This window comes from Pseudomonas sp. C32 (assembly GCF_030417915.1).
Lineage (GTDB): Bacteria > Pseudomonadota > Gammaproteobacteria > Pseudomonadales > Pseudomonadaceae > Aquipseudomonas.
This window is the reverse complement of record NZ_JAUHUK010000017.1, coordinates 22,789-38,464: the sequence shown is the minus strand read 5'-3', so window position 1 is coordinate 38,464 and position 15,676 is coordinate 22,789. Positions and strand designations below refer to the sequence as shown.

Below are 15,676 nucleotides of genomic sequence, written 5' to 3'. Positions count from 1 at the left end.
CAAATGCTGGCTAATTGGACGGAACGCCTGGTTTTAATGCATTGATGCTGTTTTATCGGGGAGTGGGTTGTTTTGATGGGGTTGCCAATCCGGACAGTCTCGCGGCTTTTGCTGGTGACGCTTGCGGCATTAACGATGATGCCATCCCAGGCCGCACAACTGGTGCGCGTGGGTGCCGCTCACTTTCCGCCTTACACCGTACGCCCGGAGTCCGGGGCCGACACGGGATTGCTGCCGCAACTGATCCAGGCGCTCAACGCTTCACAAACCGACTACCAGTTCGTGGTGGTGCCCACCTCCATCCCCCGGCGTTTCGGTGATTTCCTGCAGGGCCGGATCGACATGGCAATCTTCGAAAATCCCGCCTGGGGTTGGGACAGTGTTCCCCACGTCGCCGTCGACATGGGGCTGGAAGATGCCGAGGTCTTTGTCGCGCAACGCCAGCTCGATCGACAGCAAAACTACTTTGCCGACCTGACCGGCAAACGTCTGGCGTTGTTCAGCGGCTATCATTATGAATTCGCCAATTTCAATGCCGACCCCCAGTACCTTGCGAAAAACTACAAGGCCACGCTGACCTATTCCCACGACAGCAATCTGTTGATGGTATTGCGCGGGCGCGCCGACATTGCACTGCTGACGCGCTCATACCTGAGCGATTATTTTTTGCGCAACGATCATGTCGCCGAACAGTTGCTGGTGTCCGAGCGCGTCGACCAGATCTATCACCACTACGCCATTCTGCGTCCGGCAGCGCCCATCAGCGGCGAGACCTTCGGCAACTTGCTGCAAGCCCTGCGCGAGAATGGCCAGATGCTGAAGATCTTCGGCCCGTACAAGATTGTGGTGGTACCGATCCCTCCCGCTGAAAAGGCCCCCACAGTCGCGAACTGACGGACTTCCCCTAAATTTTCCCCTGCGGCTCACGTCACATCGTTGAACTGTCGACGATTATCGCGAGCCCGACCCATGCCCAATTTGAATGACCTCAACGCCCTGCACTTGCCGACCGGCAGCTGTCCGCAGCAAATGATCATGAGCGCTGGCAAGCGACATCCTCTACGGCCGGTCAAACCCGATGGTGAAGTCTATCGCCGCTTCGATGCGCGTTTGGGCATGTGGGTGTCCCTGCGCACATTGGACATCGAACAGGATCTGGTGCGTTTCAACTGTTGGCAGAACAACCCGCGTGTCGCGAGTTTCTGGCAGGAGGAGGGCAGCCTCGAACAGCATCGCGATTACCTGAGCAAACTCGAAGCCGATCCCCATACCCTGACGTTGATTGGCTGCTTTGACGACCAGCCGTTTGCCTATTTCGAAGCCTACTGGGCCAAGGAAGATCGCATTGCGCCGTTCTATGACGCAGCCGATTACGACCGTGGCATTCACATGCTGGTGGGCGAGGAAAATCACCGTGGACCGCACAAGGTGGCGAGCTGGTTATCGGCGCTGGTGCATTACCTTTTTCTCGATGATCCGCGCACGCAACGGGTCGTCGCCGAACCTCGCGCCGATAACGCGAAGATGATCGGTTACATGCAGGATCAAGGTTTCCGCTGCGAAAAAGAATTCGACTTCCCGCACAAGCGCGCGGCCTTGATGGTGTTGGGGCGGGAGCGGTTTTTTGATCGGTGCGAATTGACGTAGAAGCAAAAGATCGCAGCCTTCGGCAGCGCCTACAGAAGTGGACCGAAGGCTGCGATCTTTTATTCAGTGGCGGGCAGAAGACTCACCACGACTGCCCGACACCTTGCGGCAATGCACCAAGGCATCACGAATCATGAAGTTCACCAGGGTCGGCGAAACACCCAATTCCTTGGCGATATCTTTTTGCGGCACGCCGTGCAGACGGTACATCTCGAAGGCATAGCGGGTGCGGCTCGGCAGCTCCGTCAGCGCATCGGCGATGTGTTCCAGGGTCGAGAAGTTGATGTGTGACGTTTCCGGTGATGCGCCTTGAATCACCACGTTCAGGCCTTCCTCTTCAGGCCCGGAATACTTCTGCTCCAGCGCCTGCTTGCGGTAGTGATCGATCGCCAGGTTGCGCACGATCTGGAACAGATAGCTGAGCTGCGCCTTGATCGAACTGGTGATTTGCGGCGCTGATTGCAAGCGGAAGAAGGCGTCCTGCACAACATCTTCGGCACGGGAGCGGCAGCCGGTAATTCGCGCTGCGATCTTCACCAGAATTAATCGATTATCGACAAAAGCCTGAAGTAGCGGTGTATCGCACCTGCTTGTGGACACTGGTTCCATCATGGAAATCACCCTGCTGCCAAAAGGTTAGTGGGACGGGGTAAATCGGGGGGTGCCGTCCTACACATCGAGCGACAAATTAGGCTTAATGATAATGATTGTCAAATGAGAAGAAGAACTAATGCGCTGCAAAGGTGCAGAGTGAGAACTGCGACACGCTGACGCAGGCCGGCCCGTCCGGCGTCCAGGCTTGGCGACTAATTATTTCAGAACGTCATCCGTTCTCATTGGTGAATGGACCCGGGCAACGGTCCCGGTGACAACCGCATTCCCAATGCCTTGCGCGGTCGGTGAAGACCGCGTCCTGCGTGCCTCCCGATGGGGCGCGACGCCAGAAAACCGATTCCAATTGCAAGCCGAAATCAGGCAGGAAACCTCATGACCGACGCGTTCGAACTCCCCAGCTCAATGGTCCAAGCCCTCCAGCGCCGTGCGGCCCTGACGCCGGATCGGGTGGCCTTGCGTTTTCTCGCCGAAACCCCGGACCAGGCTGTGGTGCTCAGTTATCGCGAACTGGATCAACGCGCGCGGACCATTGCCGGAGCGTTGCAGGCCGAGGCTGATTTTGGCGACCGTGCGGTACTGCTGTTTCCAAGTGGGCCTGATTACGTGGCTGCATTTTTCGGCTGCCTGTACGCCGGTGTCATCGCCGTGCCGGCCTATCCGCCGGAGTCGACCCGTCGTCATCATCAGGAGCGTTTGCTGTCGATCATTGGCGATGCCGAGCCGCGTCTGCTGCTGACCAGCGCTGACCTGCGCGATGCGTTGTCGAAAATAGAAGGCGCTCCGCCGCTGTTGTGTGTCGATACGCTCGATACCGACATGGCCGAGCGCTGGGTCGCGCCGCCGTTGCAAGACGATCACATCGCGTTCCTGCAATACACCTCAGGTTCCACCGCGCTGCCTAAAGGCGTGCAAGTCAGCCACGGCAATCTGGTCGCCAATGAGCTGTTGATTCGTCACGGTTTCGGTATCGACCTCAACCCTGACGACGTGATCGTCAGCTGGTTGCCGCTGTACCACGACATGGGCCTGATCGGTGGTTTGCTGCAACCGATTTTCAGCGGCGTGCCGTGTGTGTTGATGGCGCCCGCGTACTTTCTGGGTCGACCCTTGCGCTGGCTCGAAGCGATCAGCGAGTACGGCGGCACCATCAGCGGCGGGCCGGATTTTGCCTATCGCCTGTGCAACGAACGGGTCAGTGAGTCGGCCTTGCAACGCCTCGACCTGAGCGGCTGGCGCGTGGCGTATTCCGGGTCCGAACCGATTCGTCTCGATACCCTCGAAAGCTTCGCCGAAAAGTTCGCGACCTGCGGTTTTTCCACGGACAGCTTCATGGCGTCCTACGGTTTGGCCGAGGCCACGCTGTTCGTCGCTGGCACCCCACGCGGGCAAGGTATTGGCAGCCTGCGCGTTGACGATCAGGCCCTGACGCAAAATCGCGCCGAACCGGGCGAGGGCAGTGCGATCATGAGCTGCGGCATCCATCAGCCGGATCATGCGGTGTTGATCATCGATCCGGCGTCGCTCGGTGAACGGGCGGACAACAGCGTTGGAGAAGTCTGGGCCAGCGGGCCGAGCATCGCCCAAGGTTACTGGCGCAACCCTGAGGCGTCGGCCAAAACCTTTGTCCAGCATGCCGGTCGCACCTGGCTGCGCACCGGTGACCTGGGCTTCATGCGCAACGGTGAACTGTTCATCACCGGTCGCCTGAAAGACATGCTGATCGTGCGCGGCCACAACCTCTATCCGCAAGACATCGAGCAAACCATCGAGCGTGAAGTGGGGGTGGTGCGCAAAGGTCGCGTCGCCGCATTTGCGGTTTCCATCGACGGACTGGAAGGCATCGGCATTGCCGCCGAAATCAGTCGCAGCATGCAAAAAATTCTGCCGCCAGACGCGGTGATCAAAGCGATTCGTCAGGCCGTTGCCGAGGCCTGTCAGGAAGCGCCGAGCGTGGTGGTGCTGCTAAATCCGGGCGCATTGCCCAAGACGTCCAGCGGCAAGCTGCAACGCTCGGCGTGCCGCAACCGCCTGGCGGACGGCAGCCTCGACAGCTACGCAGTGTTTCCGGCGGTGGCGGCTGAAAGCACCGGCAACAGCGAATCCGGATCCGAACTGCAAACCCTGATCGCCCGGATCTGGTGCGAGCAGTTGCAGGTCGAGCAGATCGGCGCGGATGATCATTTCTTCCTGCTCGGCGGCAACTCCATTGCGGCCACCCAAGTGGTTGCGCGGTTGCGCGAAGAACTCGCTCTGGAGCTGAACCTGCGCCTGTTGTTCGAAGCACCGACCCTTGGCGCATTCGCCGAGGTCGTGGCCCGGCAGCAACAGGATGGCGGACTGGCCCAAGGCGCGATCACACCGTTGTCACGCGTCGAAGCGATGCCGCAATCCCTGGCCCAGAACCGTCTGTGGATCACCTGGCAACTCGACCCGCACAGCAGCGCTTACAACATTCCCGGTGCCTTGCGCCTGCGCGGCGAACTGGATGAAGACGCCTTGCGCGCCAGTTTCCAGCAGTTGATCGAGCGTCACGAATCCCTGCGCACGCGGTTCTTCGAGCGTGACGGCGTGGCGTTGCAGCAGGTGATTGCGGCGGGCGACTTCAACCTGCAAATGATCGACATCAGCGATCTGCCGATGGCCGAGCGTGAAGCCCGCGCGCAACAAATCCGCGAGGACGAAGCACACACCCAGTTCGATCTGGAGAAAGGCCCCTTGCTGTGGGTGACGCTGGTGCGTCTCGACGACGAGGATCACCAGTTGTTGGTGACGATGCACCACATCATCGCGGACGGCTGGTCGCTGAACGTGTTGATTGACGAGTTTTCCCGTTTGTACGCGGCAGCCAGCCAAGGGCAGCCCGCGACACTGGCACCGTTGCCCACGCAATACGCCGATTACGGCAGCTGGCAACGCCAATGGCTGGCGCAGGGTGAAGGCGAGCGGCAACTGGCGTACTGGAAAGCACAACTGGGCGATGAACATCCGACCTTGAGTCTGGCCACCGACCATCCCCGTTCGGCACAACCACAGCACAGCGCTGCGCGTCACACCGTGCGCTTGGATTCGGCCCTGAGCGCGGCGATTCGTCGGACTGCGCAGGCTCATGAGTCAACGTCGTTCATGCTGTTGCTCGCCGCGTTCCAGACGTTGTTGCACCGCTACAGCGGCCAGCGCGATATCCGCATCGGCGTGCCGAACGCCAACCGTCCGCGCCTGGAAACCCAAGGCCTGATCGGCTTCTTCATCAACACTCAGGTGCTGCGCGCCGAGGTGGATCCGCGGTTGCCGTTCGTTGAACTGCTGGCGCAAACCCGTCTGGCGGCGTTGGGCGCACAAGCCCATCAGGATCTGCCGTTCGAACAACTGCTCGAAGCGTTCCCGCAGGCTCGCGAACACGGTCTGTTCCAGGTGATGTTCAATTACCAGCAGCGCGACCTCAGCGCATTGAAACGCTTGCCGGGCCTGCTGGCCGAAGAGCTGCCGTGGCACAGCCGCGAAGCCAAGTTTGATTTGCAGTTGCACAGTGAAGAAGACCGCAACGGTCGCCTTAGCCTGTCCTTCGACTACGCCAGTGAGTTGTTCGATGCCGTGACCATCGAGCGTTTGGCGGTGCACTTCAACAACCTGTTGCGTGACGTCTGTGAGCGTCCGCAAAGCGCCCTCGGCGATTTGCGATTGCTGACTGAGTCCGAGATTGATCAGCAAGCGGATTGGGCTGCTGCACCGTGCACGCCGGCCAGCCTGTGGTTGCCGGAATTGCTTAACGAGCAAACACGCCAGACGCCCGAGCGTACTGCGCTGCTGTGGGACGGCGGCCAGATGGACTTCGCCGAATTGCACACTCGGGCCAATCGCCTGGCCCATTACCTGCGCGACAAAGGCGTCGGCCCGGATGTCTGCGTGGCGATTGCCTGCGAGCGTTCGCCGCAATTGCTCATCGGCCTGTTGGCGATCATCAAGGCCGGTGGCGCCTACGTGCCGCTGGACCCGGATTACCCGGCCGAGCGCGTGGCCTACATGCTCGGCGACAGCGGCGTGCAATTGCTGCTGACCCAAACGCCATTGCTCAACCGCTTGCCGGCCAGCGGTGGCGTCAGCGTGATCGCCATGGACGCCCTGCATCTGGACGGCTGGCCGAGCCATGCCCCGGGCTTGCACCTGCACGGCGACAACCTTGCGTATGTGATTTACACCTCCGGTTCCACCGGGCAACCCAAAGGCGTCGGCAACACCCATGCGGCACTCGCCGAACGACTGCATTGGATGCAGGACACCTATCGCCTGAACCACACCGACGTGCTGATGCAAAAGGCGCCGATCAGTTTCGACGTGTCGGTGTGGGAATGCTTCTGGCCACTGATCACGGGCGCACGCTTGTTGATCGCCGGGCCTGGAGAACACCGCGATCCCCATCGCATCGCGCAGTTGGTCCAGCAGTTCGGCGTGACCACGCTGCACTTCGTGCCGCCGCTGCTTTCGCTGTTTATCGACGAAGCGCTGACCGCTGCATGCAGCAGCCTGCGTCGCGTGTTCTCGGGTGGCGAAGCATTGCCCGCCGAACTGCGCAACCGCGTGCTGGCACAACTGCCGGCCGTGCAATTACACAACCGCTACGGCCCGACCGAGACGGCGATCAACGTCACCCACTGGCATTGCACCCGCGCCGATGGTGAACGCTCGCCGATTGGCCGGCCGCTGGGGAATGTGATCTGCCGAATCCTCGACAGTGATCTCAACCCTGTCCCGGCCGGGGTGCCGGGTGAGTTGTGCATCGGCGGCGTTGGGTTGGCGCGAGGTTACCTGGGCCGTGCGGGTTTGACTGCCGAGCGTTTCGTGGTCGACCCATCGGGTGAGCAGGGCGCACGTCTCTACCGTACCGGTGACCGTGCGCGCTGGACCGCCGAGGGCGTGATCGAATACCTCGGTCGCCTCGATCAGCAGGTGAAGCTGCGTGGTTTTCGCGTCGAACCGGAGGAAATCGAAGCGCGTTTGTTGGCCCAAGCAGGCGTCACCCAAGCCGTGGTGCTGGTGCGCGAAACCGCGGCGGGAGGTCGACTGATCGGCTACTACACGGCGATGGATGGCGACGAAAGCGAAGACGCTCAAACGGCGCGCCTGAAAATTGCCCTTGCCGCCGAACTGCCGGAATACATGGTGCCTGCGCAGCTGATGCGCCTGGACGAAATGCCCCTCAGCCCAAGCGGCAAACTCGACCGCCGCGCCTTGCCGGTACCGCAGTGGCAGGTTCGCGAGCACGTCGAGCCAGTGACGGAACTGGAGCAACAGATTGCCGGTATCTGGCGCGAAGTGCTGGGGCTGGCGCAAGTCGGTTTGCGCGATGACTTCTTCGCCCTCGGCGGTCATTCCCTATTGGCCACGCAAATCATCTCCCGCACTCGCCAGGCCTGCGACGTCGAGTTGCCCCTGCGTACATTGTTCGAGAACAGCGAGCTGGGCGAGTTTGCCGAACAGGTGCGTCGGATCCACGCCAGCGGCAGCACCAACAAGCAGCCGCCCATCGAGAAAGTCGACCGCAGCCAACCTTTGCCGTTGTCCTATTCCCAGCAACGCATGTGGTTCCTCTGGCTGATGGAGCCGGACAGCCCGGCCTACAACGTCGGTGGCATGGCGCGGTTGCGCGGGGTGCTGGATGTCGCGCGTTTCGAAGCGGCGCTGCAAGCGTTGATCATGCGTCACGAAACCCTGCGCACCACGTTCCCGAGCATCGACGGCGTCGCTCGCCAACACGTGCACGCGCAAACCGGTGTGCGCATGGCATGGAAGGATTTCACCGCGCTGGATGCCGAAGGCCGCGAGTGGCAGGTCCAGCAATTGGCTGACGACGAAGCGCATCAGCCGTTTGATCTGGAAACCGGACCGCTGCTGCGTGCGTGCCTGGTCAAGACTGCCGAGCAGGAACACTACTTCGTACTGACCTTGCACCACATCGTCACCGAAGGCTGGGCGATGGACATCTTCGCCCGCGAACTGAGCGTGTTGTACGAAGCGTTCGTGGATGATCGCGCGTCGCCGCTGCAACCGCTGCCGGTGCAATACCTGGATTACAGCGTGTGGCAACGTCAGTGGCTGGAATCCGGTGAACGTCAGCGTCAGCTCGATTACTGGACCACACAACTGGGCCGCGAGCATCCGCTGCTGGAGTTGCCCGCCGACCGCCCGCGTCCACCGGTGCAAAGCCATCAGGGCGAACTGTACCGTTTCGACCTCAGCGATGAGCTTGCCGCCAAGGTCCGCGCCTTCAACGCGCAAAACGGCCTGACGTTGTTCATGACCATGACCGCTGCGTTGGCCACTTTGCTGTACCGCTACAGCGGCCAGACCGATTTGCGCATCGGTGCGCCGGTGGCCAACCGAATTCGCCCGGAAAGCGAAGGGCTGATCGGTGCGTTCCTCAATACCCAAGTGCTGCGTTGCCAACTTGACGGGCAGATGTCCGTGGGCGAATTGTTCGAGCAGGTCCGTCACACCGTGATCGAAGGCCAGTCCCATCAGGACCTGCCGTTCGATCATCTGGTGGAAGCCTTGCAGCCGCCGCGCAGTGCGGCTTACAACCCGTTGTTCCAGGTGATGTGCAACGTGCAGCGCTGGGAATTCCAGCAAAGCCGCACCCTGGCGGGTATGACCGTCGAGTACTTGGCCAACGATGCCCGGGCGACCAAGTTTGATCTCAACCTGGAAGTCACCGATCTCGACCATCGCCTGGGTTGCTGCCTGACTTACAGCACCGATCTGTTCGACGAGCCGCGCATCGCGCAAATGGCCGCGCACTGGCGCAATCTGCTGGAAGCGCTGATTGCCGGTCCGCAGCAGCGTCTCAGTGAATTGCCGCTGTTGGACGCCAGCGAACAACAACATCTGCTCGACAGTCTTGGCGTCGAGCCGGGCGAGCATCGACTCGACCAGTGCATTCATCAGCTGTTCAGCGAGCAGGCCCAGGCGCGCCCCGATGCACTGGCACTGACCTTCGCCGGGCAAACCCTGAGCTACGCCGAACTCGACCGTCGCGCCAACCGTCTCGCGTGGATGCTGCGCGAACGTGGCGTCGGTCCGCAGGTGCGCGTGGGGCTGGCGCTTGAGCGTTCACTGGAAATGGTCGTCAGTCTGCTGGCGATCCTCAAGGCCGGCGGCGCCTATGTGCCGCTGGACCCTGAATACCCGCTCGACCGTTTGCATTACATGATCGAAGACAGTGGCATCGGTTTGCTGCTCAGTGATGCGGCGATGTTCAAAGCCCTGGGGGAATTGCCGCCGACGGTGGGTCGCTGGAGCCTGGAAGAAGACGCGGCAAAACTGGCCGATTACCCGGACACTGAGCTGCCATACATCAACCTGCCGCAGCATCAGGCGTACCTCATCTACACCTCGGGCTCCACTGGCAAGCCGAAAGGTGTGGTGGTGTCCCACGGCGAAATCGCCATGCACTGCCGCGCCGTGATCGAGCGCTTCGGCATGCGCCCGGACGACTGCGAACTGCATTTCTATTCGATCAACTTCGACGCCGCGACGGAGCGTCTGCTGGTGCCGTTGCTCTGTGGCGCGCAGGTCGTCTTGCGCGCTCAGGGCCAATGGGATGCCGAAGAAATCTGCGGACTGATCCGTACCCACCACGTCAACGTGCTCGGTTTCACTCCAAGCTATGGCAGCCAGTTAGCGCAATGGCTGGCGACTCAGGGCGATACCTTGCCGGTACGCATGATCATCACCGGTGGCGAAGCGCTGACCGGCGAACACCTGGCGCGTATTCGTGCAGCGTTCAAACCGAATCTGTTTTTCAACGCTTACGGTCCAACCGAAACCGTGGTCATGCCGCTGGCCAGCCTTGCGCCCGAGGTGTTGGAAGAAGGCTTGGGCAGTGTGCCGATCGGCAGCGTGATCGGCGATCGTGTGGCGTACATCCTCGACGCCGACATGGCATTGGTTCCGCAGGGTGCGACGGGCGAACTGTTCGTCGGTGGCGCTGGCCTGGCGCAGGGTTATCACCAACGTGCGGGGATTACGGCAGAACGCTTTGTCGCCGATCCGTTTGCCGGCAATGGCGGGCGCATGTACCGCACGGGCGATCTGGTGCGCCAGCGCGCCGATGGCCTGGTGGAATACCTCGGTCGTATCGACCATCAAGTGAAGATTCGTGGTTTCCGTATCGAGCTGGGCGAAATCGAAGCCCGGCTGCTGGAGCATGAATCGGTTCGCGAAGCCGTTGTGTTGGCGTTCGACGCACCGAGCGGCAAACAGTTGGTTGGCTATCTGGTGACGGACGTCGCCGAACAGGACGAAGCGCAGCAATCGGTTTTGCGCGAAGCCCTCAAGGCGCATCTGAAATCGCAATTGCCGGACTACATGGTGCCGACGCACCTGATCCTGTTGGCCAGCATGCCGCTGACCGCTAACGGCAAACTCGACCGACGCGCCTTGCCGGCACCGGATCCGGAGCTGAACCGTCAACGCTACGTGGCGCCGAGCAACGAGCTCGAAGTCACGCTGGCGCAGATCTGGTGCGAAGTGCTGAACGTCGGGCAAGTCGGCCTCAACGACAACTTCTTCGAACTGGGCGGCGACTCGATCCTTTCGATCCAAGTGGTCAGCCGGGCGCGGCAGCAGCGTATTCATTTCAGTCCGCGCGACCTGTTCCAGCACCAGACCGTGCAGACCCTCGCCGCCGTGGCGACCCGCACCGAACAGATCACCGCCGAACAGGGTTTGCTCAGCGGTGAGTCGCGTCTGACGCCGATCCAGCACTGGTTCTTCGACACCGACATCCCGCAGCGTCAACACTGGAACCAGGCGTTGTTGCTGCAACCGACCGCGCCTTTGGAGCCGCATCGCCTGGAGCAAGCACTGTTGGCTGTGATCGAACAGCACGATGCCTTGCGCCTGCGCTTCGACAAAATGGGTGGCCAATGGCATGCGGCCCATCAGGCGATTGCCGATACCCCGGTGTTGTGGCAGGTGCGGGTTTCGTCCTTGGACAAATGTGCAGCGCTGTTCGCCGACGCCCAGCGCAGCCTCGACCTCAACGAAGGACCGTTGATGCGTGTGCTGCTGGTCGATGGCCCCGAGGGTCGGCAACGCCTGTTCATTGCGATTCATCACTTGGTGGTCGATGGCGTTTCCTGGCGCATTCTGCTGGACGATCTGCAAACCGTGTACCGCCAACTCGACACGCAACAGTCGGTGAAACTGCCGGCCAAAACCAGCGCCTTCAAAGACTGGGCCGCACGCTTGCACGCGTATGCCGGCAGCGAATCCCTGCGTGAAGAACTGGGTGGGTGGCAGACTCAACTGGCGGGGCCGAGTGCCGAGTTGCCCTGTGATCATCCCGAGGGCGGTCGGCAGAACCGGCATGCGCAAACCGTCAGCGTACGCCTCGACAGCGAGCGCACCCGGCAATTGCTGCAACAGGCGCCGAGCGCCTATCGCACCCAGGTCAACGACTTGCTGCTGACGGCGTTGGCCCGCGTGGTGTGTCGCTGGAGCGGTCATGCGTCGGCGCTGATTCAACTGGAAGGCCACGGCCGCGAAGCGCTGTTCGACGAGATCGACCTGACCCGCACCGTTGGTTGGTTCACCAGTGCTTACCCGCTGCGTCTGACGCCTTCGAACATTGAAGAGGCAGCCGGGCAGGGCGCATCGATCAAGGCCATCAAGGAACAACTGCGCGCTGTGCCGCACAAAGGCCTGGGGTATGGCGTGCTGCGTTACCTCGCCGATGACTTGAGTCGCCAGCGCATGGCCAAGTTGCCGGTGGCGCCGATCACCTTCAACTACCTCGGTCAGTTCGACCAGAGTTTTGGCGCGGAGGCGTTGTTCCATCCGCTCGATGAACCTGTCGGCGCGGCCCACGATCCGAAAGCACCGCTGCCTAGCGAGTTGAGTGTCGACAGTCAGGTTTACGGTGGTGAACTGCTGTTGCGCTGGACCTTCAGCGCTGAACGTTACGATCCGCAAACCATCAATGAATTGGCGGACGCGTACGTTGGTGAACTGCAAAGCCTGATCGAACATTGCCTGCGCGACGATGCCGGAGGCCTGACGCCGTCGGACTTCCCGCTGGCGAAACTCAGCCAGACGCAACTGGATGCACTGCCGATTCCGGCCGCTGTCATCGAAGACGTCTACCCGCTGACCCCGATGCAGGAAGGCATGCTGTTGCACACCTTGCTGGAGCCGGGCACCGGCCTGTATTACATGCAGGACCGCTACCGCATCAACAGCGAGCTCGAACCGGCGCGTTTCGCCCAGGCCTGGCAAGCGGTGATCGCCCGCCATGAAGCACTGCGTGCGTCGTTCTGCTGGAACGTCGGCGAAGACATGCTGCAAGTGATCCACAAACCGGGCAGTACGCCGATCGAATACCTCGACTGGAGTGATATCGCCGAAGCCGAACAAGAGCCGAAGCTGCAAACCTTGCTCAAGACCGAACGCGAGGCCGGGTTCGATCTGCTCAATCAGGCACCGTTCCACTTGCGCCTGATCCGGGTTGGCGCGGCGCGCTACTGGTTCATGATGAGCAATCACCACATCCTCATCGATGCCTGGTGCCGCTCGTTGCTGATGAACGATTTTTTCGAGATCTACACCGCCCTCGGTGAACACCGCGAGGCGCAATTGGCCGTGCCGCCGCGCTATCGCGACTACATCGGTTGGCTGCAACGCCAGAGCCTGGCCGAAGCGCGGCAGTGGTGGAAAACCAATCTGCAAGGCTTCGAGCGGACCACGCCAATCCCGAGCGACCGGCCGTTCCTGCGTGAACATGCCGGTGACAGCGGCGGCATGATCGTCGGCGACCGCTACACCAGGCTCGATGCCCGCGACGGTGCACAGTTGCGCGAATTGGCCCAGGCTCATCAACTGACCATCAACACCTTCGCCCAAGCGGCGTGGGCGCTGGTGCTGCGCCGCTTGAGCGGTGATCGCGACGTGCTGTTCGGCGTCACGGTGGCGGGTCGTCCGGTGGACATGCCGCAGATGCAGCGCACCGTCGGCCTGTTCATCAACAGCATCGCCCTGCGGGTGAAAATGCCTGAGGACGATCAGCGTTGCAGCGTGCGCCAGTGGCTGACCGGGCTGCTCGACAGCAACATGCAACTGCGCGAGTACGAATACCTGCCGCTGGTGAGCATTCAGGAAAACAGCGAATTGCCCAAGGGCCAGCCGCTGTTCGACAGCTTGTTCGTGTTCGAAAACGCCCCGGTGGAAGTCTCGGTGCTGGACCGTGCGCAGCGCCTTAACGCGACTTCCGATTCGGGCCGCACTCACACCAACTTCCCGCTGACAGCGGTGTGCTATCCGGGGGATGATCTGGGCTTGCACCTGTCCTACGACCAGCGTTACTTCGATGAGTCGACGGTTGAACGCATGCTCGGCGAGTTCAAAAGGTTGCTGTTGGCGTTGGTCGAAGGCTTCCACGGTGACATGGCTGACCTGCCGTTGCTCGGCGTCGAGGAGCAGGATTTTCTGATCCATGGCTGTAACCAGAGCGACCGCGAGTATCCACTGCAGACCAGTTACGTCGAGTTGTTCGAAGCGCAGGTTGCCGAGCATCCGCAGCGGATTGCCGCCAGTTGCCTCACGCAACAGCACAGTTATTTCGAGCTGAACCAGCGCAGCAACCGTCTCGGACATGCGCTGATCGGCGCCGGTGTCGGGCTGGATCAACCGGTGGCGTTGCTGGCGGAACGTAATCTCGACCTGCTCGGCATGATCATCGGTAGCTTCAAGGCCGGGGCGGGTTACTTGCCGCTGGATCCGGGTCTTCCAAGCCAGCGTTTGAGCCGCATCATTGACCTCAGCCGCACACCGTTGCTGGTCTGCACCGAAGCGTGTCGCGAGCAGGCTGTCGCGCTGCTGGAAGAATTCGGCTGCGCCAATCGCCCTCGCTTGTTGGTTTGGGAGGAGGTGCAGGCCAGTGATGTTTCGGTAAGCAACCCGGGTATCTACAGCGCGGCGGACAACCTCGCCTACGTGATCTACACCTCCGGTTCTACCGGGTTGCCGAAGGGCGTGATGGTCGAACAGCGCGGCATGCTCAACAACCAGTTGAGCAAGGTGCCGTATCTGAATCTGAGTGAAGCCGACGTGATCGCGCAAACTGCGTCGCAAAGCTTCGACATTTCCGTCTGGCAGTTCCTTGCTGCGCCGTTGTTCGGCGCGCGGGTCGACATTGTGCCGAACACCATCGCCCATGATCCGCAGGGTTTGTTGGCGCACGTGCAGAGCCAGGGCATCACCGTGCTGGAAAGCGTGCCGTCGCTGATCCAGGGCATGCTCGCCCAGGAACGCATGAGCCTCGACGGCTTGCGCTGGATGCTGGCGACCGGTGAGGCCATGCCGCCAGAACTCGCACATCAATGGCTGTTGCGTTACCCGCAGATCGGTTTGGTGAACGCCTACGGTCCGGCGGAATGCTCGGATGACGTGGCGTTTTTCCGTGTTGATATCGCCTCGACACGCGGCAGCTACTTGCCGATCGGCACGCCGACCGACAACAACCGTTTGTACTTGCTGGACGGCGCGCAGGAGCTGGTGCCGCTGGGTGCGGTGGGTGAGTTGTGCGTTGCGGGCACGGGGGTAGGGCGCGGTTATGTCAGTGACCCGCTGCGCACTGCGCAGGTATTTGTACCGGACCCGTTCGGCGCGCCGGGTGATCGTTTGTACCGCACCGGCGACCTGGCTCGTCGGCGCAGTGATGGCGTACTGGAATACGTCGGGCGCATCGACCATCAGGTGAAGATTCGCGGCTACCGCATTGAGTTGGGCGAAATCGAAGCGCGCCTGCATGAGCAAGCCGAAGTCCGTGATGCTGCCGTTGGCGTGCAGGAAGGCACGAATGGCAAGCATCTGGTGGGTTATCTGGTGGCGGCTGATTCAACGCTCAATCCCGTCGAACGACTGGAGCGCATCAAGCAACGCCTGCGCGCCGAACTGCCCGAATACATGGTGCCGCTGCACTGGTTGTGGCTCGACAAAATGCCGCTTAACGCCAACGGCAAACTCGACCGCAAGGCCCTGCCGGCGCTGGACATCGGCCAGACGCAGAGCCAGGACTATCAAGCGCCGCGCAGTGATCTGGAGCAAACCCTGGCCGCTATCTGGGCCGAGGTGCTGAAGGTCGAGAAAGTCGGCATTCGCGACAACTTCTTCGAACTGGGCGGGCATTCGCTGTTGGCCACGCAGATCGCCTCCCGTGTGCAGAAAACCCTGCAACGGGATGTGCCACTGCGGGCGATGTTCGAGTGCAGTACGGTGGAAGAACTGGCCGGGTACATCGAAGGGCTGGCGGCCAGCGATATCACGGAAGAGAAGGTGGATCGATTGAATGATTTGATGGCGGAGCTGGAGGGGCTTTGATTCTCTAGCGTCTGGATTGGCCTCTTCGCTGGCAAGCCAGCTC

General features: G+C 61.4%; 3 protein-coding genes and 1 pseudogene. 3 read left to right on the top strand and 1 reads right to left on the bottom strand.

What is annotated here, in order from left to right:
• The first annotated feature begins 75 nt into the window (after positions 1–75).
• The gene (locus QYH43_RS19340) at positions 76–894 is read left to right on the top strand and encodes an ABC transporter substrate-binding protein (RefSeq protein ID WP_095060743.1); all 819 of its coding nucleotides are present in this window, start codon (positions 76–78) and stop codon (positions 892–894) included.
• A gap of 114 nt (positions 895–1,008) precedes the next feature.
• A pseudogene (locus QYH43_RS19335) lies at positions 1,009–1,647 on the top strand (GNAT family N-acetyltransferase); the annotation flags it as partial.
• 63 nt (positions 1,648–1,710) lie between these two features.
• Here QYH43_RS19335 and QYH43_RS19330 read toward each other — a convergent pair.
• The gene (locus QYH43_RS19330) at positions 1,711–2,259 is read right to left on the bottom strand and encodes an RNA polymerase factor sigma-70 (RefSeq protein ID WP_301157844.1); all 549 of its coding nucleotides are present in this window, start codon (positions 2,257–2,259) and stop codon (positions 1,711–1,713) included.
• 375 nt (positions 2,260–2,634) lie between these two features.
• Here QYH43_RS19330 and QYH43_RS19325 point away from each other — a divergent pair, with 375 nt between their 5' ends.
• The gene (locus QYH43_RS19325; protein WP_301157843.1) at positions 2,635–15,633 is read left to right on the top strand and encodes a non-ribosomal peptide synthetase; all 12,999 of its coding nucleotides are present in this window, start codon (positions 2,635–2,637) and stop codon (positions 15,631–15,633) included.
• Positions 15,634–15,676 lie beyond the last annotated feature (43 nt).